We start from the raw sequence: 18287 nt of genomic DNA, 5'->3' as shown, positions 1-18287 counted from the left end.
GGGGCGAGGGAAACCCCAGCAGCCTCTGCATTGCACCCGGAGAGAATATCACTTCTTTTTACCCGGACGAAAATCATTCACCCATTGATTTTATTGGGGTCGATGCGGACGGTGCGGACAGATCGGACTCTTTTTTTCTCACTCAGACCGCCCGCCCCCAGCGCGCCCTGCCGCCGGGCCGACCTCGGGGGCCGTTCGACCCCTCGCCTTAAAACCAGCCCGTTCTGTGGTATAAGCCCCGCCTCCCGCCGCCCGAAGGACTCCGCCCTTGAGCCTGACGCTCGATCTCTCGCGCACGCCCGCCGCCGCCGCCGCAGCGCCCGTCAACCTGTCCGGTCTGACGCGCGACGAGCTGCGCGAGGCGCTGGTCGCGGCCGACATCTGCCCGCCCGAGAAGGCGCGCATGCGGGCGTCGCAGGTGTGGCGCTGGATCCACCACTACGGGCTGACCGACTTCGCCGGCATGAGCGACATCGGCAAGGACGTGCGCGCGAAGCTGGCCGAGGCCTTCACCCTCGCCCGGCCCGAGATCGTCGAGCGCCAGGTGTCGAAGGACGGCACCCGCAAATGGCTGATCCGCACCGCCCCGGGCATCGAGATTGAAACCGTCTACATCCCCGACGTCGGCCGGGCCGGGGCGCTTTGCGTGTCGAGCCAGGTCGGTTGCACCCTGAACTGCACCTTCTGCCACACCGGCACCCAGAAGCTGGTCCGCAACCTGACCGCTGCCGAAATCGTGGCCCAGGTCCAGGTCGCGCGCGACGACCTCGGCGAATGGCCCTCACCCAAGGAAGACCGCCGCCTGTCGAACATCGTGTTCATGGGCATGGGCGAGCCACTCTACAATCTGGACCACGTCGCCAACGCCATCGACATCATCTCCGACGGCGAGGGCATCGCCATCTCGCGCCGGCGCATCACCGTCTCGACCTCGGGCGTGGTGCCGATGATCCCCGAGCTGGGCGAGCGCACCCAGACCATGCTGGCCATCAGCCTGCACGCCACCAACGACCCGCTGCGCGACCAGCTGGTGCCGCTGAACAAAAAGTACCCGCTCGAGCAGCTGATGGCCGCCATCCGCGCCTATCCCGGCCTCGGCAACGCGCGGCGCGTGACCTTCGAATACGTCATGCTGAAGGGCGTCAACGACAGCCCCGACGAGGCGCGGGCCCTGGTCAGGCTGATCCAGGGCATTCCAGCCAAGATCAACCTGATCCCGTTCAACCCCTGGCCGGGCACGGACTACCAGTGCTCGGACTGGAAGACGATCGAGGCCTTTGCCGCCATCCTCAACCGGGCCGGCTACGCTTCGCCGATCCGCACCCCGCGCGGCCGCGACATCCTCGCCGCCTGCGGCCAGCTCAAGAGCGAGAGCGAGAAGGTGCGGGCCTCGGCCCTGCGCAAGGCGGAGCAGGCGGCGGCCTGAGCCGTCACACAGGGACACCAATCTTGACCGGGTGTGGCGCCGCGACGCTTGCGGAATGCGGCGGAAAGCGGGCACTCCATTCATGATTGCACCTGCACGGACCCCCATGGACTCCTCGTCCCTCTCCCCCCTGCTCGAAAGCGCCGAAGTCCAGGCCTTCGCCACCGGCTTCCCGACCACCCTGGCCCACCTGGGCGTCACCCTGGTCCTGATGCTGGCTGGCGCGGTGGTCTACGCCCTGATGACGCCGTGGAAGGAGATCGCCCTGATCCGCGAGGGCAACGCGGCCGCCGCCGTCGCCTTCGCCGGCGTGCTGGTGGGCCTGTCGATCCCGCTGGCGGTCAGCCTCAGCGTCTCGACCTCGCTGAAGGACATCGTCCTGTGGGGCGTCGCCACCGTGGTCCTGCAACTGCTCGCCTTCCGCATCGTCGACGTCCTGCTCACCGGCCTGCCGCAGCGCATCCGCGAGGGCGAGGTCGCCGCCGCCGTCCTGCTCGTCGGCGCCAAGCTGGCCACGGCGCTGATCCTCGCCGCGGCCCTGACGGGGTAAGAAGGTGCTAGGTTATAGGGGCTAGGTTCCAGGGGGCCTTCCGGGGAGGGGCCGGATGTCGGTTCGTTCGTACCGAGACCTGATGGTATGGAGGAAGGGCATGGCCTTGGCAGCGGCCGTCTATCGGCTGACGCGCCAGATGCCGAAACACGAGGAGTATCGCATTTCCGGCCAGATGATCCGCGCAGTGACGTCCATTCCGGCCAACCTCGCCGTCCCCCAGAACCTAGCCCCTAGCCCCTAGAACCTAGAACCTGCTGCATGCGCGTCCCCGACTGGACCATCTACGCCGCCGTCGCCGCCGCGCTGCTGGTCGCCTCGCTCAATCGCCGCGAGAACGCCGATGCGCCTCCCGCGCCCCCGCCGCCGGATGAGACAGAAGGCGCCCTGCTCGGCCCGGTGACGCCGTTCGATCCGTCGGTGACCGTGCACGCCCCCGACATTCCCTTCCAGCCCAGCTCCGGCACGGCCTTCTCGATCGCCGACGAGGGCCTGTGGGTGACCGCCCGGCACGTGGTCGAGGGTTGCCGCCAGCCGGCGATCAAGGTCGGCGGCGGCCGGGCCGTGGCCGCCGACGTGCGGCTCGCGCCCCGCGCCGACGTCGCCGTCCTGCACACCGGGGGCGGCCCGCCGGCCATCCCCGTCGCGGAGCTGGGCGGTCTGCGCGAGAACCAGCGCGGCTTCCATCCGGGCTATCCGCAGGCGCGCGCGGGCGAGGTCGCCTCCCGCCTGCTCGGCCGCGAGACGCTCAAGGTGCGCGGCCGCGGCCAGCGCGACGAGCCGGTGCTGGCCTGGGCCGAAGTCGGCCGCACCGACGGGCTCGGCGGCACCCTGGCCGGGCTGTCGGGCGCGCCCGTGCTGGACCGGCAGGGGCGCGCCGTGGGCGTGACCATCGCCGAAAGCCCCCGCCGCGGCCGCATCTACACCACCGCGCCGGACACCTTCGGCCCCGCCGTCCGCGGCCTTCAGAAGGCGGACGAAAGGCTGACCGGCCGCGCCGTCACCATCGACAACTACGGCCTGGTCGCCGACGAGCTGCGCCGCGAACTCCGCGTGGCGCAGGTCGTCTGCCTCTCCGCCTGACCCCTAGCGCAGCGCCGCCGAGTCGAGGTTCAGCTCCGACAGCGGGATGACCTCGACGTTCGGGTACTTGGCCCGCAGCGCCTCGATGAACACCGAGGCGTCGCCGACGATCACCAGGCTGGCGCGGTCGGCCGGCAGGTGCTCCGCGAAGGCGGCCTGCACTTGGGCGGGCGTCACCGCCCGCACGCGGTCGGCGTATTCCGCCAGCTCGCTCATCGGCAGGTCGTAGAGCGCCAGCTCGGCGACCAGGCCGCCGAGGCCGTCGACCGTCTCCAGCGACCGGCCGAAGCCGCCGATCAGGGTGGCGCGGCGCGGCGCCAGTTCGGCCGGCGTCGGCTCCGAGGTCCCCATGCGCGCGACCTCGGCCAGGATCAGGTCGGCCACCTCGACGGCGGTCTCGTTCTTGGTCTGGGTCGAGGCCGTGAAGGCGCCTTCATCCTCGCGCACGCCCAGGCCGGCCCGGGCGCCGTAGCTGAGGCCGCGCTCGATGCGAATCTCCTGGTTCAGGCGCGAGGAGAAGCCGCCGCCCAGCAGGGTGTTGCCCAGCACCAGGGGGAAGAAGTCGGCGTCGGTGCGGCCGACGCTGCGCATGGCGGCGACCACCGCCGCCTGTCCGGCGCCCGGCTGATCGATGACCACCACCCGCGGCGCCAGGGCCGGGCCGGCCTTGTCGGCCAGAGTCGGAGCGGCCCCGGCCGGATCGCGCCAGTCGCCGAAGGCCTGCTCGGCCAGGGCGCGCGCCTCGGTTGCGTCGATGTCGCCCGAGAACACCAGGGTCGCCTGCGACGGGCGATAGAGCGCCGCATGGAAGGCGGCGACATCGTCGCGGGTGATGGCCGGCACGCTGGCCAGCGTCCCGCCGCCCGGCGCCGCGTAGGGCGCGTCGCCATAGACCACCCGTCCGACCGACTGGCCGGCCACCGAGCCGGGCTGGCTCAGCGCCACCCGCAGGCCGTCCAGCGTCTGGGACTGTTGCCGCTCCAGCTCCTCGACGGCGAAGGCCGGATTGCGCACGAGGTCGGCCATCAGGGCCACGGTCTCGTCGAACACATCCTTCGGCGCATTGGCGTAGACGTTGGTGAAGTCCGGCCCCGAGCCGGCGCCGACCGACGCGCCCAGCTGTTCGAGCGCGGTGGCGATCTCCGGCGCCGAGCGGCTGGAGGTGCCCTGGGTCAGCAGGGCGGCGGTCATCGCCGCCACGCCCGGCTTGCCCGCGGGGTCGTGGGCCGAGCCGGCGTCGAAGTTCAGCCGCGCCGACACCAGCGGCAGCCCCTCGGTCGGCGCGACCAGCACGCGCAGGCCGTTGCCGAGACGGAAGTCGGCGATGGTCGGCGTGGCGGGCGACACCTCGGGGCCGGCCTCGGGCAGGCGGGCGCGCTCGGCCTCGGGCAGCAGGGTCGCGACCGGCCTGGCCGGCGCGAGGTCGGCCACCGTCACCGGCGCGTCGACGTTCATGTTCTGCACGCTCGGCGGGTTCTGCTCGTCGGCGGGCAGATAGTTGATGGTGATCTGGCGCTGCGGCGTCAGATAGCGCTGCGCCACCCTCTGCACGTCCGCCGTCGTCACCGCCTGGATCTCGGCGATCTCGCGGTCGGCGGCGGTGGGGTCGCCGGTCATGATCAGCGCCATGCCGAGGGTGGTGGCGCGGTCCTCCACGCTCTCCCGGCCGCGCAGGGCGTTGGCGACCAGCTCGTTCTTGGCCTCGGCCAGTTCGGCCGCCGTGACCGGCTCGTCCCGCAACCGGGCGATCTCGGCCTCCAGCGCCGCCTTGCCGGCCTCGACGGGCTGGCCCTGGGCCATGATGGCGAAGGCGGTGAGGTTGCCGGCCTGCTGGGCGAAGTCGGGGCTGGAGCTGGTCTGGGCCGCGATCTGCTGCTGGTAGACCAGCGACCGGTACAGCCGGCTGCTCTCGCCGGTCGACAGGATGCCGTCCAGCACGGTCAGCGCCGCCCGGTCCTCATGCGCGTAGGGGACCGTGTTCCACGCCAGCGCCACCGCCGGCAGCGGCACGTTGGGGGCATGGTAGGTGGCCGAGCGCGGCCCGGAGGGTTCCGGCTCTGTCACCGCATTGGTCGGCAGCGGGGTCGACGGCCGCTGCAGCGGCGCGAAATACTGGTCGACCCAGCCGTCCAGCTGCGCCTGGTCGAAATTGCCCGCGACGATCAGGATGGCGTTGTCCGGACGGTAGTAGGTGGCGTGGAAGCGCAGCACGTCCTCCAGCGTCGAGGAGTCCAGCTCCTCGATCGAGCCGATGCCGGGCCGCCGATAGGGGTGGTCCTGATAGATGGTCTGCGGCGCGAACAGGCCGAACAGCCGGCCGTAGGGGCTGGCGAGGATGCGCTGCCGGTATTCCTCCTTCACCACGTCGCGCTCGGACACGAAGGTCGGCTCGTCGACCACCAGCGAGCCCATCCGGTCCGCCTCGGCGAAGAGGATGCGCTCGAGGTGATTGGCCGGCACCACCTCGTAGTAGGCGGTCACGTCGTCGGCGGTGAAGGCGTTGTTCATGCCGCCGACGTCCTCGGTCAGCCGGTCGAAGCTCTCCGTCGGCATGTTCTTTGTCGCCTTGAACATCAGGTGTTCGAACAGGTGGGCGAAGCCCGAGCGGCCGGCGGGATCGTCCTTGGAGCCGACGCGGTACCAGACCTGCACCGTCACGTTGGAGGTGGAGGCGTCGCGGGCCGAATAGACCTCCATGCCGTTGTCCAGCACCCGGCGGGTGAAGCCCAGCGGCGGCACCTCGACGGCGGCCTGCGCCGGCGCCGCGGCGGCGGCGGGGACGGACGCATGGGCGACGGTCGCGGCCGGGAGGCCCAGCAGCAGGGCCGATGCGGCGACGGACAGGATCAGGCGGCTCTTCATGGACAGACTCCGGGCGCGGGACAGCGGCGCCGGACCCTATCAGGCCGGAATCCCGCGCCGCACCTTACGGACTCGTAATGTCGCGCTCAGTCCAGCTTCAGCGCCTCGGCCAGCAGTTTCGCCTCGGCGGCGCGGCTGGAGCCGGTGCGCCAGGCGACGACGATCTCGCGCCGCGGCGCCTTGGCCGAGATCGGCCGCACAACCACGCCCGGCGTGTCCGCCAGTCCGGCCCGCACCGCCATCTCGGGAAGGAAGCTGACCCCCAGCCCCGAGGACACCATCTGCACCAGGGTGTGCAGGCTGGTGGCGGCGAAGACGTCGTCGCCCTTGGGCGCCTCGATGTTGCAGGCGGCCAGCGCCTGGTCGCGCAGGCAGTGGCCGTCCTCCAGCAGAATCAGGTCGTCAGCCTTCAGCGATCCCGGCGCGATCGGCCCTTCGCCCGCCAGCGCGTGGCCGGCCGGGGCGGCGGCGAGGATCTCGTCGTCGCCGATGCGCGCGTGGTCCACCCCCGGGGCCGTGTAGGGCAGGGCGATGACCGCTGCGTCCAGATGGCCGGCCTTCAGCGCCGCCACCAGCCGCGGCGTCAGATCCTCGCGGATGAACAGGCGCAGCTTCGGATAGGCCTCGCGCAGGGCCGGCAGCCGGGCCGGCAGCAGGAAGGGCGCCACCGTCGGGATCACCCCCAGGCGGAAGCGGCCGGACAGGGGCTTGCCGGCGTTGCGCGCCGCCTCGACCAGATCCTCGGTGCGGGCCAGCACGTCCTCGGCCCTCTTCACCGCCTCGGCGCCGACCGCCGTCAGCTGCACATTGCCGCGGGTGCGCTCGACCACCGGCGCGCCGAGGATCTTCTCCAGCTCCTGCACCCCGGCCGAGAGGGCGGGCTGGCTGACGTGCGCCGCCTCGGCCGCACGACTGAACGAGGCGTGCTCGGCGAGAAGCTTGAGGTAGTGAAGCTGGCGCAGGGTCGGAAGCATGCGGCCGACATAGGACTTTCCTATGCCGACAGCAAAGGCCGATTGAGCCCTTTTATCCTCCGCTCGCCGCGCCCTCGACCGGCCGCCGGCGCCGAAGCGCCCGCGGCCGGTCCCGGGGAGGGAGCGGATCAGGCCGCCCGCCGCTGCGGCCGCGCCAGGTCGAAGCGGTCGGCGTCCATGACCTGCGTCCAGGCCCTGACGAAGTCGCGGACGAACTTCGCGCCAGCGTCGGCGGCCGCATAGACCTCGGACAGGGCCCGCAGCTGGGAGTTGGAGCCGAACACCAGGTCGGTGCGGGTGGCGGTCCACTTCTCCGCGTCGGTCTTGCGGCAGGTCCCGACGAAGACCTCGTCGCCGCGGTCCTCGACCTGTTTCCAGGCCGTGCCCATGTCGAGCAGGTTGACGAAGAAGTCGTTGGTCAGCTGGCCCGGCCGGTCGGTCAGCACGCCATGTTTCGAGCCGCCGTGGTTGGCGCCCAGCACCCGCAGGCCGCCCACCAGCGCCGTCATCTGCGGGGCGGTCAGGCCCAGCAGTTGCGAGCGGTCGATCAGCAGCTCCTCGGTCGGCACGCTGAAGCGGACGCTGAGGTAGTTGCGGAAGCCGTCGGCCTTGGGCTCCAGCACATCGAAGCTATCGGCGTCGGTCTGCTCGGCCGAAGCGTCGGTGCGGCCCGGGGTGAACGGGACCTCGACCTCGTGACCCGCCGCCTTCGCCGCCTGTTCGACGCCGACGGAGCCGCCCAGCACGATCAGGTCGGCCATGGAGACCTTCTTGCCGCCGGTCGCCGAACCGTCGAAGTCGGCCTTGATCCGCTCGTAGGTCTTCAGCACCCGGTCCAGCTCGGCCGGCTCGTTGACTTCCCAGTTGCGCTGCGGCTCCAGCCGGATGCGGGCGCCGTTCGCCCCCCCGCGGTGGTCCGAGCCGCGGTAGGTCGAGGCCGAGGCCCAGGCGGTCTTCACCAGGTCGGCGACCGACAGCCCGCTCTCGGCGATCCGCCGCTTCAGCGTCGCCACGTCGGCGGCGTCGATCGGGGCGTAGTCGGCCTCGGGGATCGGGTCCTGCCAGATCAGGTCCTCCGCGGGCACGTCCGGCCCGAGGTAACGCGCCTTCGGCCCCATGTCGCGGTGGCACAGCTTGAACCAGGCGCGGGCGAAGGCGTCGGCGAACTGGTCCGGGTTGCGGTAGAAGCGCTCGGCGATCTCGCGGTACTTGGGGTCGACCTTGAAGGCCATGTCGGCCGTGGTCATCATCGTCGGCACGCGCCTGGACGGATTGTGCGCCGCCGGCGCCATGTCCTCGGGCTTCTGGTCCTTCGGCTGCCACTGCCACGCGCCGGCCGGGCTCTTGACCAGCTCGTAGTCGTACTCCAGCAGCATGCGGAAGTAGTTCATCGACCAGCGGATCGGCGTCGGCGTCCAGGCGCCTTCGAGGCCCGAGGTGATGGTGTGGTCGCCGATGCCGCTCTCGTGCGTGCTGTGCCAGCCGAGCCCCTGCTGGGCGATGTCAGAGCCTTCCGGCTCGGCCCCGACCTTCGAGGCGTCGCCGGCGCCGTGGCACTTGCCGAAGGTGTGGCCGCCGGCGGTGAGGGCGAGCGTCTCCTCGTCGTTCATGCCCATGCGCGCGAAGGTCTCGCGGATGTCGCGGGCCGACAGCAGCGGGTCCGGCTTGCCGCCTGGGCCTTCCGGATTGACGTAGATCAGGCCCATCTGGATCGCCGCCAGCGGGTTCTCCAGCGCCTTGCCGGATTCCTCGTCGATCCGGGTCTCGCCGAGCCACTGCTCCTCGGAGCCCCAGTAGATGTCCTTCATCGGCTCCCAGATGTCCTTGCGGCCGCCGCCGAAGCCGAACACCGGCCCGCCCATGCTCTCGATGGCCACATTGCCGGCCATGATCATCAGGTCGGCCCAGGACAGTTTCTCGCCGTACTTCTGCTTGATCGGCCACAGCAGGCGGCGGGCCTTGTCGAGGTTGGCGTTGTCCGGCCAGCTGTTCAGCGGCGCGAAGCGCTGCGATCCCGAGGTGGCCCCGCCGCGGCCGTCGCCGGTGCGGTAGGTGCCGGCCGAGTGCCAGGCCATCCGGATGAAGAAGGGGCCGTAGTGTCCGTAGTCCGCCGGCCACCACGGCTGGCTGTCGGTCATCAGGGCCGTCAGGTCGCGCTTCACCGCCTCGTAGTCCAGCGACAGGAAGGCCTCGGCGTAGTCGAAGTCGTCCCCCATCGGATCGCCCGACTTGCCGTGCTGGTGGAGGATTTCCAGCGACAGCTGGTTGGGCCACCAGTCGCGGTTGCTGCGTCCCAGCAGCGACCTCAGCGCGGCCGGCTCCTTCTTGGGGTCGCTCAGCGGGCTTCCAGCGGATCCGTCCATGGCTTTCCTCCTCTTGCGGGTTTGAGGAGGCAGCCTGTGCCCGGGGGCGGACAAAGTAAAATCGATTGATTTTGTTCTGGACAGCGGCTCAGTTTATGAGGCGGTTTCCGCGAACCACCGCATCCGGCACGCCATCATCGCCGTCTCGCCCAGCCGGTCGACCAGCCGCCAGTTGACCACGGCCCCGATCGGCGCGCCGACCACCGGGATCAGCTGGGCCATCTTGGCGAGGTCGATGTAGTCCCGGTACTCCTGCTGGAAGCGCCGCCAGTCATAGTCGGCGACCTGTGCGGCTCCCGCCCCCGCGATCCAGTCCTCCAACGCCGCAAGCGCTTCCGGCCGGCGTTCGGCGCTGGCGAAGGCCAGGTGGAAGACGTGCAGCAGGAACAGCCGCTCGCGCGGGGCCCCGCCGCCCCAGCCGTAGACCGAGACGATGTCGGCCAGCATCCGCACCTTGATCGCCATCAGGGCCGGAAAGTCCGCCGCCGCCAGCACGAAGCCGCCCGCCCCCGCCACGCCGCCCTCGACGCCGGCCGTGTTGCGATAGGTCCGGATCAGGGCCCGCACCTTCGCCTCGCGCGCCGCCAGCGAACCGCCCGCCGGCGGTCGGACGTTCAACACCTCCGATCCGGTCAGGATGCCCTTCGTCATCGCCTCGACGCCGGAGGTGACGATGGCGTGGATGCGCTCGGGAATGGCCCGGTTGATCCGCGCCTGCGTCGCCCGCGAGGCCCTGTCCCACAGGCCCGGACGCTTCAGCACCTTCGCGCGCCACGCCTCCAGTTCGGCGTGAATCGCGCCCTCGTCGGCGACCGTCAGCAGGCCCTCGGGCACGTCTTCCGGCGCCACCATCTCGGGCAGGGTCTCGCGGGGACTCTCGGGCGGTCGGGCCATGCTCTCTCCGTGACGCGGCGTCACGGTTGCAGGGCCGCGCCGCCGGGTCTAGACCGCCGGCACGCTTTCCCACCCGCTCAACCCGGCCTCAAGCAGCGCGAAGCGCGGTAGGCCCATGGAGACATATATGGCTCGCGCGAAGATCGCCCTCATCGGCGCCGGCATGATCGGCGGCACCCTGGCCCACATCTGCGCGCGCGAGGCGCTGGGCGACGTGGTCCTGTTCGACATCGCCGAGGGCACCCCGCAGGGCAAGGCGCTGGACATCGCCGAGGCCTCGGCCGTGTTCGGCCAGGACGTGTCCCTGAAGGGCGCCAACGACTACGCCGACATCGCCGGCGCCGACGTCTGCATCGTCACCGCCGGCGTGCCGCGCAAGCCCGGCATGAGCCGCGACGACCTGATCGGCATCAACCTGAAGGTCATGAAGGCCGTCGGCGAGGGGATCGCGAAGCACGCTCCGAACGCGTTCGTGATCTGCATCACCAACCCGCTCGACGCCATGGTCTGGGCTCTGCAGAAGTTCTCGGGACTGCCGAAGGAGAAGGTCGTCGGCATGGCCGGCGTGCTCGACTCCGCGCGCTTCGCCTACTTCCTCGCCGAGAAGACCGGCGTGTCGGTGCAGGACATCCACGCCTGGACGCTGGGCGGCCACGGCGACGACATGGTGCCGATGGTGCGCCACTCGACCATCGGCGGCCTGCCCCTGCCGGACGCGGTCTCGGCCGGCTTCATGAGCCAGGCGGACCTCGACGCCATCGTCGAGCGCACCCGCAAGGGGGGCGGCGAGATCGTCGCCCTGCTCAAGACCGGCTCGGCCTTCTACGCCCCGGCCGAGAGCGCCGTCGCCATGGCCCGCTCCTACCTGCTGGACCAGAAGCGCGTCCTGCCCTGCGCCGTCTGGGTGTCGGGCCAGTACGGCCTGAACGACCTCTACGTCGGCCTGCCGGCCCTGATCGGCGCCGGCGGCGTCGAGAAGATCGTCGAGTTCACCACCACCGAGGACGAGAAGGCCATGCTGGCGAAGTCGGTCGACTCGGTGAAGGGCCTGATCGACGCCTGCAAGCAGCAGGACCCGTCGCTGGCCTGAGTCGCGCCAGCCGCGTCGGATCGGGAGGTTCTGCGGGGCCGACGACCGCGGGCGAAAGAAAAGGGGCCGCGGAGCGATCCGCGGCCCCATTCTATTGCGCGGGAGCCGCCGACAGGTAGCCGACGTGCCGGGCGAACTCCGGCAGCATGGTGACCCAGACGGCGCTCGGGTCGGTGAGCTGGTCGACGCCGCCCGGCTGCAGCAGCAGGTCGTACTGCACCACCGCGGTCGCGGCCTCGCCCGCCGAGCCCGGCGAATGGAAGGCCTTGAGGAAGCGCCGGTCGCGGTTCCAGTCGTTGACCATTGCGGGCGTGATCGCCTCGTTGCTGAAGCTGGCCGAGTACTGCAGGTCGGCGCAGACGTCGTCCCGGCAGCCGTAGAAGAACACCAGCCAGGTCAGGTCGCCGTCGCGGACGGTCAGCCAGACCTCGTCGCCCTGGCGCTGCACCGGCTCCACCGCCCCGCCCTTGGAGGCGATCCACGCCCCGACGTCGGCGATGGCCAGCCCCGGCTCGGGCGCGGTCTGGGCCGCGGCAGGGGCGGCGAGAGTCACGGCGGCGGCGAAGGCGGCGGGGCTGCGGATCATGCGGGTCTCCCTGAGGCTCCCAGCCAAGCCCGCCGCCGCGGCGAAAGCAAGGCGTCAGGCCCGCTCGCGCGCCAGCCAGTCGGCTCCGGCCATCTCGTGCAGCCGCGACACGGTGCGCTCGAACTCGAACGCCCCGACGCCCTCGCGGTACAGCGCCTCCGGCCGCGCGGCGGCCAGCGCCACCAGCCGGGTGCCGGCCTCGTAGAGGGCGTCCACCAGGGTCACGAAGCGCCGCGCCTCGTGGTGATTGTGGGGGCCCAGCACCGGCACGTCCTCGAGGAACAGGGTGTGGAACCGTTCGGCGATGGCCAGGTAGTCCTGCGCCCCCAGCGGCCGGGCGCACAGCTCGGCGAAGGTGGCCCGCGCCAGGCCGCCGTCGGTCCGCTCCAGCGTCACCTCGCGACCCTGCACGTGCAGGGTCGTCGGCGCCTCGTCCTGCTCGCCCTTCAGCGCCGTCCACAGCAGGTCGAACGCCGCCTGCTCGTCCGGTCCGTGCCAGACACGCCCGCCCATGATCCGGTCCAGCCGCCAGTCGCGCGCCCCGCCCACCTCGACCACCTCGCAGCGCTCGCGGATCATGTCGATGAAGGGCAGGAAGAGCTGGCGGTTGATGCCGTTCAGGTACAGCTGGTCCGGCGCCCGGTTGGAGGTCACCACCAGCACGACCTTGTTGTCGAACAGGGCCTCGAACAGGCGCCCGAGGATCATCGCGTCGCCGATGTCGGTGACCTGCAGTTCGTCGAAGCACAGCAGCCGCGCCTCGGAGGCGATCAGCTCCGCCGTCGGCCGGATCGGGTCGTCGCCCTTCGCCTGGCCGAAGACGCGCTTCCGCTCCGCCGCATCGCCCTCGCGCCACTGGCGGATCAGCCCGTGCACCCGGGCCATGAACACGTGGAAATGGGCCCGCGTCTTCCGCGGCTCCGGCGCGCAGGCGCAGAACAGATCCATCAGCAGCGACTTGCCCCGCCCCGGCGGCCCCCACAGGTAGAGGCCGCGCACCTCGGGGACGCGTCCGAACAGCCCGCGTCTGCCGAGGTCGCGCTCGACCCGCGCCAGGGCGTCGACCACCGGCCGCTGCGACGGATCGGGCGTCAGCCGGCCGTCGGCCAGCCGCTCTTCATAAGCGGTGCGTATGCGGGAGGGCATCGTTCTCGGGCTTAGCCGCCCCTGCCCGCCCTGAAAAGCGATTGCTTCGCGCCCGCGAAGGCCTACATGCACGCCTCACACCCCAGACACCTGCCCTCAAGCAGCGAGCCGCCGCGCGGCGAGCGTTAGGGCGTCCGAAGGACAACCAAGCATGAGCTATGTCGTCGCCGTCGTGGGCGCCACCGGCAATGTCGGTCAGGAGATGCTCAACATCCTGGACGAACTGGACTTCCCGGTCTCCAAGCTGCACGCCCTCGCCTCGCGCAAGTCCAAGGGCGTCGAGGTGGCCTTCGGCGATCGCACCGTGAAGTGCGAGGATCTCGAGACCTTCGAGTTCTCGACCGTCGACATCGTGCTGATGTCGGCCGGCGGCGCCGTGTCGAAGGAGTGGTCCGAGAAGATCGGCAAGGCCGGGGCCATGGTCATCGACAACTCCTCGGCCTTCCGCATGGACCCGGACGTGCCGCTGATCGTCCCCGAGGTGAACCCCGACGACATCCGGCTCGCGAAGAAGAAGAACATCGTCGCCAACCCCAACTGCTCGACCGCCCAGCTGGTGGTGGCGCTGAAGCCGCTCCACGACGCCGCGAAGATCACCCGCGCGGTGGTCTCGACCTACCAGTCGGTCTCCGGCGCCGGGAAGGAGGGCATGGACGAGCTGTGGAACCAGACCAAGGCCATCTACGGCCTCGGGGACGCGACGCCGAAATTCTTCCCCAAGCAGATCGCGTTCAACGTCCTGCCCTTCATCGGCTCGTTCCGCGACGACGGCTATACCGATGAAGAGGCCAAGATGTGGGACGAGACCCAAAAGATGCTCGACCCCGACATCCGCCTGACCGTCACCTGCGTGCGCGTGCCGGTCTTCGTCGGCCATTCGGAAGCGGTCACCGTCGAGTTCGACCGCCCGATCACCCCAGACGAGGCCCGCGCCATCCTGCGCGACGCCCCCGGGGTCATGGTCGTCGACAAGCAGGAGGCCGACGGCTACGTCACCCCGGTCGACGCCGCCGGCGAGTTCGCCGTCTACGTCTCGCGCATCCGCCAGGACCCGACGGTTCCGAACGGCCTGAGCTTCTGGGTCGTCTCCGACAACCTGCGCAAGGGCGCCGCCCTCAACGCCGTCCAGATCGCCCAGCTGCTCGACGAGTCCGGGACCATCCAGCCGAAGAGCGGCTACCGCTCCATCACCGTCTGATCTTCCTCCATCCCGCCGGCTCCCCCCGGCCGGAGTCCCTCATGGCCACCCCCTCGGGCTCGGATGCGAGCCGCGCCGCCCTCCTCTCCGCCTTCGCCTGCTACGCGCTGTGGGGGCTGATGCCCCTGCTGTTCATGGGCCAGGCGCAGGTCGGCTTCGACTCGCTCGAGATCCTCGCCCACCGCTGCGTCTGGGCCGTGGCCGTCGCGGCCCTGCTGGTCTGGCTGGCGAAGCAGGGCGGCCAGGTCGCGGCCGTGTTCCGCAACCCCCGCACCCTCGCCTGGCTGGCCTTCTCCACGGTCCTGATCGGGCTTAACTGGGGCATCTACGTCTGGGCCACCACCCACGGCGCCACGCTCGAGGCCAGCCTCGGCTACTACATCAACCCGCTGCTCAACATGGTCGTCGGCCTGTGGCTGTTCCGCGAGCGGATCGACCACTGGGGCTGGGTCGCGATCGGTCTGGCCGCCGTCGGCGTCGCCTTCCAGACCGCCGCCCTCGGCCGACCGCCGTGGATCTCCATCGTGCTGGCTCTGTCGTTCGCCACCTACGGCGTGATCCGCAAGCGCGTCCCGGTCGACGCCCAGGCCGGCCTGTTCGTCGAGTGCCTGCTGCTGGCGCCGCTCGGCCTCGCCTGGGTGTTCTGGCTGCAGTCGACCGGCGCCGGCGCCGCCTTCGACAGCCCGGGCAACACCCTCTGGGCGCTGGCCAACGGCCCCGCCACCGTCCTGCCGCTGGCGCTTTTCGCCTGGTCGGCCCGGCGCCTGCCGCTGTCGACCATCGGCTTCATCCAGTTCCTCGCCCCGACCCTGCAGTTCGCGGTCGGCGTCGCCGCCGGCGAGCCCCTCACCGCCCTGCGCATCGCCTCGTTCGGCTTCATCTGGGGCGGCGCGGGCGTCTTCGCCGCCGCAGCCCTCCACCGCCGCCGCGCGGCGCGGCGGGCGCTGAAGGCCGCGGCGGAGCCGGTGTAGGTGCCAGGTTCTAGGTGCTAGGTTCTAGGTTCTACGAAATGGCAATCCGCCTTGGCCCCTCCAAGACCTTGCCCTTGGTCCCCAGTCCCTAGTCTTAGTCCCTAGAACCTAGCCCCCTAGAACCTCCTGTAAGCCGCCTCGATCAGTCGCACCGCCCGCGGGTCGCCGATCAGGTGCCGCGACTGGCGCGTCATCACATAGCTGCCCGACAGCCGCCGCTCGGGATCGGCGAAGGCGCAACTGCCGCCCCACCCGTAGTGGCCGACGGTCTGCTCGCCTGGGCCGAACACGTCCAGGCCCGCGTTGCGCGTCCACCCCGCGGCCCAGCCCATGTCGAAGGGCAGCACCCGGTCCTGGCCGCGAATGCGCTCCTTCAGCGCCGCGGCCCGCGTCGCCTCCGACAGCACCTCGCGGCCCTCGAACCGGCCGGTGGCGACCACGGCCATGATCCGCGCTAGGTCCTTCGCCGTGCCGTGCAGGTTGGCCGAGGGGATCTCCGCCATCCGCCACTCGGTCGAGCCGCGCCCGCCCGGGGCCGAACCCTTGTCGAGGAAGGCCGAGCGCTTGACCGCGTCGATCTCGCCGAGGTCCGGCGCGGCGGTCGGCTTCTTCATCTGCGCCACCCGTCCGTGTTCGGACTCGGGCAGGCCGATCCACAGGTCCAGACCCGGGAAGTCCTCGCGCAGCGCCGTCCCCATGGTCCGCCCGTCGACGAGGCGGAACAGCTCCCCGGCCAGATAGCCGATGGTGATCGGATGGTAGCCGCTGGCCGTGCCCGGGGCCCACATCGGGGCCTGGGCGCACAGCCGGTCCAGCACGGCCTCGCGGTCGAACCAGATGGCCGGTTCGACCGTCTCGCCGAACCCCGGCAGCCCCGCCTGATGGCTCATCAGCTGGCCGACAGTGATCCCGTCCTTGCCGGCCTGCCCGAAGGCCGGCCAGTAGCGCGCCACCGGCGCCTCGTAGTCCAGCAGCCCCCGTTCCACGCAGGTCGCGATCAGCAGGGCCATCACCGCCTTGCCGGTCGAGAACACCGGCGTCAGCGTCTCCTCCGCATACGGAACGGTCCGCGCCGCGTCGGCCCAGCCGCCGATCAGGTCGACGACCGTCTCGCCGTCGACGCACAGGCTGAAGCTCGCGCCCTGCTCGTCCAGTCCTTCGGGCGCGTCGACGAAGTTGGCGGCGAAGGCGTCCTTCACCGCGGCGAACTCGGGCGGACAGACGCCGCGGATGTCGGGAAGCTCGGTCATGGCGTCCTGATATCCGCCTCGCCGCGACCCGTCGACCGCCGGCGGCCGGCGAAGCGGAACCCATGACCCGGCCGGGGGTTGAGCGGCGACGGCCGGATCGACCGGCCGCCTGTACCGTTACGCCCGCCCCGGATTCCCCAGTTGCTCCGCTTCCTCAGGCTTCACTGGCTGTTCCTGCTGATCGTGGCGGAACTCGTCTTCATCGCCGCCTGCATCGGCTGGCTCGCCGTGACGCCCTGGATCGGCTGACCCTACTCCCGGGCCGCCGCCGAGGCCTGGCGCGCCGCCTCGAACTCCGCTCCCTCGTTCCACGCCGGCCATTCCTCGCTGTCGGCCATGTCGCGGCCGACGGCGTAGAGCAGGTCCACGTCCACCGCCGCGGCGTCCATGGTCCAGTCCGACGTCCATTCGTCCGAGGGCTTGTGGTAGCGGTTCGCCACATAGTCGGCGCTGGCGGCGTTGTGGCCGGTGAAGCCGGCGACGCCGAACAGGGCCGGCACGCCCTTCTTGGCCAGCGGGAAGTGGTCCGACCGATAGAAGCCGCCGGCGTGCGGGGCCGGATCGGGGATCAGCCGCCGCCCGGCCGCCTCGGCGCGGCGCTGCAGCCACTGCTCCGTCTCGCTCTTGCCGGGACCGATGACGACGATCTCGGGCGAAACCTCCGTACCCGGAAGAAGGCTGTCGATGTTGATGTTGGTCACCGTCGTCTCCAGCGGCCACACCGGGTTGGCGGCGTAGAACTCCGCCCCCAGCAGCCCCGCCTCCTCGGCGGTCCAGGCGACGAACACCACCGAGCGCTCCGGCGGCGCGCCTTCCTTGAACAGCCGCGCCAGCTCCAGCAGGGCGGCCACGCCCGTCGCGTTGTCCACGGCTCCGTTGTAGATGTCGTCGCCGTCCACCGGCGTGGCCCGGCCGTAGGCGTCCCAGTGCGCGCCGTACATCACCGTCTCGTCCGGCCGCTCGGCGCCGGGCACGCGCGCCAGCACGTTGCGGCTCTCGATGTTGGCGTGGGTCTGGCCGAAATCGATCGACATCGTCGTCCCCGGCAGCTCGACCGGCCGGAAGTCCGCTGACCGCGCCTGCTGGCGCAGTTCGCCGAGGTCCAGCCCCGCCGCCGCCAGCAGCCGTTCCGCGACGGGCGACTGGATCCACCCCTGCGCCGGGACCCGCTCGGCCGCCCAGTTCTCCCGCACGATGTCGAAGTCGGGCGCCGTCGACGAGCCCTCCAGCACCGACCAGCCGTAGCCGGCGCCCTCGTCGTCGTGGATGACCAGCACCCCCGCCGCGCCCTGCCGCGCCGCCTCCTCGAACTTGTAGGTCCAGCGGCCGTAGAAGGTCATCGCCCGGCCGTCGAAACGGTCCGCCACAGGATGCCCCTCCGGCGCGTTGAAGTCGGGATCGTTGACGATGACCAGCAGAACCTTGTCCTTCAGGTCCATGCCCTTGAAGTCGTCCCAGTCCCGCTCCGGCGCGTCGACGCCGTAGCCGGCGAAGACCACCGGGGCGTCGGTCACGGTGATCCGCTCCACCGGCCGGTCGCTGGCGACCAGCACCTCGGGCCCGCGCTCCAGCCGCATCTCGCCCTGCGGCGTCTTCGCCACGATGGTCGCCGGGCCGGACTGCTGCGTCCGGCTCAGCTGCGCCGTCTGGGTCCACGAGCCGTCGGGTCCGCCGGGCTCCAGCCCCAGCGCGCGGAACTGCTCGACGAGGTATTCGATCGTCTTTTCCTCGCCCGGCGTGGCCACGCCGCGACCCTCGAATTCGTCAGAGGCCAGCACCCGGGTGTGCTCGTTCAGACGGGCCGGATCGGCGTTCTGGGCGAGGGCGGGGCCGGCGGCCAGCAGGGCGGCGGAGGCGAGGAGGGCGAGGCGGAACGGGCGCATGGCGGTCTCTC

The 18287-nt window shown here is 71.0% G+C and carries 15 protein-coding genes; 7 read left to right on the top strand and 8 right to left on the bottom strand.

What is annotated here, in order from left to right; all coding sequences use genetic code 11:
- Window positions 1-268: 268 nt before the first annotated feature.
- From rlmN to BM333_RS02905, 4 genes are all read left to right on the top strand, one after another.
- Window positions 269-1426: a dual-specificity RNA methyltransferase RlmN gene (rlmN, locus tag BM333_RS02920; protein WP_092307087.1), complete on the top strand. Its 1158-nt coding sequence runs from the start codon at window positions 269-271 to the stop codon at window positions 1424-1426.
- A 106-nt stretch (window positions 1427-1532) separates the two neighbouring features.
- On the top strand, window positions 1533-1976 hold the full coding sequence (locus BM333_RS02915; protein ID WP_092307085.1) for a DUF350 domain-containing protein: 444 nt from the start codon (window positions 1533-1535) through the stop codon (window positions 1974-1976).
- Window positions 1977-2031: 55 nt separating this feature from the next.
- Window positions 2032-2220 carry a four helix bundle protein gene (locus BM333_RS16320; protein WP_092307082.1) on the top strand — a complete coding sequence of 63 codons (189 nt, stop codon included), beginning with the start codon at window positions 2032-2034 and terminating at the stop codon, window positions 2218-2220.
- A 17-nt stretch (window positions 2221-2237) separates the two neighbouring features.
- Window positions 2238-3059, top strand: coding sequence for a S1 family peptidase (locus BM333_RS02905; protein WP_092307080.1), 822 nt, complete (start codon window positions 2238-2240; stop codon window positions 3057-3059).
- Between the two features lie 3 nt (window positions 3060-3062).
- Here BM333_RS02905 and BM333_RS02900 read toward each other — a convergent pair whose 3' ends face one another.
- The 4 genes from BM333_RS02900 to BM333_RS02885 all read right to left on the bottom strand — a co-directional run bounded on the left by BM333_RS02900 (window position 3063) and on the right by BM333_RS02885 (window position 10152).
- A complete protein-coding gene (locus tag BM333_RS02900) occupies window positions 3063-5921 on the bottom strand; it encodes a M16 family metallopeptidase (RefSeq protein WP_092307078.1) in 2859 nt (952 codons plus the stop codon).
- Window positions 5922-6007: 86 nt separating this feature from the next.
- Complete coding sequence (locus BM333_RS02895; RefSeq protein ID WP_092307076.1) at window positions 6008-6895, bottom strand: hydrogen peroxide-inducible genes activator; 888 nt, start codon at window positions 6893-6895, stop codon at window positions 6008-6010.
- Between the two features lie 128 nt (window positions 6896-7023).
- Window positions 7024-9258, bottom strand: a complete 2235-nt coding sequence (katG, locus tag BM333_RS02890; protein ID WP_092307073.1) for a catalase/peroxidase HPI — start codon at window positions 9256-9258, stop codon at window positions 7024-7026.
- 93 nt (window positions 9259-9351) lie between these two features.
- Window positions 9352-10152 carry an EcsC family protein gene (locus BM333_RS02885; RefSeq protein WP_245777115.1) on the bottom strand — a complete coding sequence of 267 codons (801 nt, stop codon included), beginning with the start codon at window positions 10150-10152 and terminating at the stop codon, window positions 9352-9354.
- Window positions 10153-10279: 127 nt separating this feature from the next.
- On the opposite strand from BM333_RS02885, the gene mdh reads away from it, so the two are divergent.
- Window positions 10280-11242 carry a malate dehydrogenase gene (gene mdh / locus BM333_RS02880; RefSeq protein ID WP_092307071.1) on the top strand — a complete coding sequence of 321 codons (963 nt, stop codon included), beginning with the start codon at window positions 10280-10282 and terminating at the stop codon, window positions 11240-11242.
- 91 nt (window positions 11243-11333) lie between these two features.
- Here mdh and BM333_RS02875 read toward each other — a convergent pair whose 3' ends face one another.
- Window positions 11334-11828, bottom strand: coding sequence for a YbjN domain-containing protein (locus BM333_RS02875; protein WP_092307069.1), 495 nt, complete (start codon window positions 11826-11828; stop codon window positions 11334-11336).
- A gap of 54 nt (window positions 11829-11882) precedes the next feature.
- Entirely contained in the window at window positions 11883-12974 is a 1092-nt protein-coding gene (gene zapE / locus BM333_RS02870) for a cell division protein ZapE (RefSeq protein WP_092307067.1), read from the bottom strand.
- A gap of 151 nt (window positions 12975-13125) precedes the next feature.
- Between zapE and BM333_RS02865 the strand changes: the two genes are divergently transcribed.
- Together BM333_RS02865 and rarD are read left to right on the top strand one after the other, a co-directional pair.
- A complete protein-coding gene (locus BM333_RS02865) occupies window positions 13126-14172 on the top strand; it encodes an aspartate-semialdehyde dehydrogenase (RefSeq protein WP_092307065.1) in 1047 nt (348 codons plus the stop codon).
- Window positions 14173-14213: 41 nt separating this feature from the next.
- On the top strand, window positions 14214-15143 hold the full coding sequence (rarD, locus tag BM333_RS02860; RefSeq protein ID WP_092307063.1) for an EamA family transporter RarD: 930 nt from the start codon (window positions 14214-14216) through the stop codon (window positions 15141-15143).
- Between the two features lie 116 nt (window positions 15144-15259).
- Here the strand turns inward: rarD and BM333_RS02855 are convergent, their stop codons facing one another.
- Together BM333_RS02855 and BM333_RS02850 are read right to left on the bottom strand one after the other, a co-directional pair.
- Entirely contained in the window at window positions 15260-16393 is a 1134-nt protein-coding gene (locus tag BM333_RS02855) for a serine hydrolase domain-containing protein (protein WP_092307060.1), read from the bottom strand.
- Between the two features lie 251 nt (window positions 16394-16644).
- A complete protein-coding gene (locus BM333_RS02850) occupies window positions 16645-18276 on the bottom strand; it encodes a M20/M25/M40 family metallo-hydrolase (protein WP_092307058.1) in 1632 nt (543 codons plus the stop codon).
- Window positions 18277-18287: the final 11 nt, after the last annotated feature.

Origin of the sequence: Brevundimonas viscosa (assembly GCF_900116065.1) — a bacterium.
In the GTDB taxonomy this organism is placed as follows: Bacteria; Pseudomonadota; Alphaproteobacteria; order Caulobacterales; family Caulobacteraceae; genus Brevundimonas; species Brevundimonas viscosa.
The sequence above is the reverse complement of the archived record's forward strand: the minus strand, read 5'-3'. Positions and strand labels throughout refer to the sequence as shown.

Coding starts and splice junctions, on each gene's coding strand:
- BM333_RS02915 (WP_092307085.1), top strand. CDS start 1,533: ATGGACTCCTCGTCCCTCTCCCCCCTGCTCGAAAGCGCCGAAGTCCAG.
- BM333_RS16320 (WP_092307082.1), top strand. CDS start 2,032: ATGTCGGTTCGTTCGTACCGAGACCTGATGGTATGGAGGAAGGGCATG.
- BM333_RS02905 (WP_092307080.1), top strand. CDS start 2,238: ATGCGCGTCCCCGACTGGACCATCTACGCCGCCGTCGCCGCCGCGCTG.
- BM333_RS02900 (WP_092307078.1), bottom strand. CDS start 5,921: ATGAAGAGCCGCCTGATCCTGTCCGTCGCCGCATCGGCCCTGCTGCTG.
- BM333_RS02895 (WP_092307076.1), bottom strand. CDS start 6,895: ATGCTTCCGACCCTGCGCCAGCTTCACTACCTCAAGCTTCTCGCCGAG.
- katG (WP_092307073.1), bottom strand. CDS start 9,258: ATGGACGGATCCGCTGGAAGCCCGCTGAGCGACCCCAAGAAGGAGCCG.
- BM333_RS02885 (WP_245777115.1), bottom strand. CDS start 10,152: ATGGCCCGACCGCCCGAGAGTCCCCGCGAGACCCTGCCCGAGATGGTG.
- mdh (WP_092307071.1), top strand. CDS start 10,280: ATGGCTCGCGCGAAGATCGCCCTCATCGGCGCCGGCATGATCGGCGGC.
- BM333_RS02875 (WP_092307069.1), bottom strand. CDS start 11,828: ATGATCCGCAGCCCCGCCGCCTTCGCCGCCGCCGTGACTCTCGCCGCC.
- zapE (WP_092307067.1), bottom strand. CDS start 12,974: ATGCCCTCCCGCATACGCACCGCTTATGAAGAGCGGCTGGCCGACGGC.
- BM333_RS02865 (WP_092307065.1), top strand. CDS start 13,126: ATGAGCTATGTCGTCGCCGTCGTGGGCGCCACCGGCAATGTCGGTCAG.
- rarD (WP_092307063.1), top strand. CDS start 14,214: ATGGCCACCCCCTCGGGCTCGGATGCGAGCCGCGCCGCCCTCCTCTCC.
- BM333_RS02855 (WP_092307060.1), bottom strand. CDS start 16,393: ATGACCGAGCTTCCCGACATCCGCGGCGTCTGTCCGCCCGAGTTCGCC.
- BM333_RS02850 (WP_092307058.1), bottom strand. CDS start 18,276: ATGCGCCCGTTCCGCCTCGCCCTCCTCGCCTCCGCCGCCCTGCTGGCC.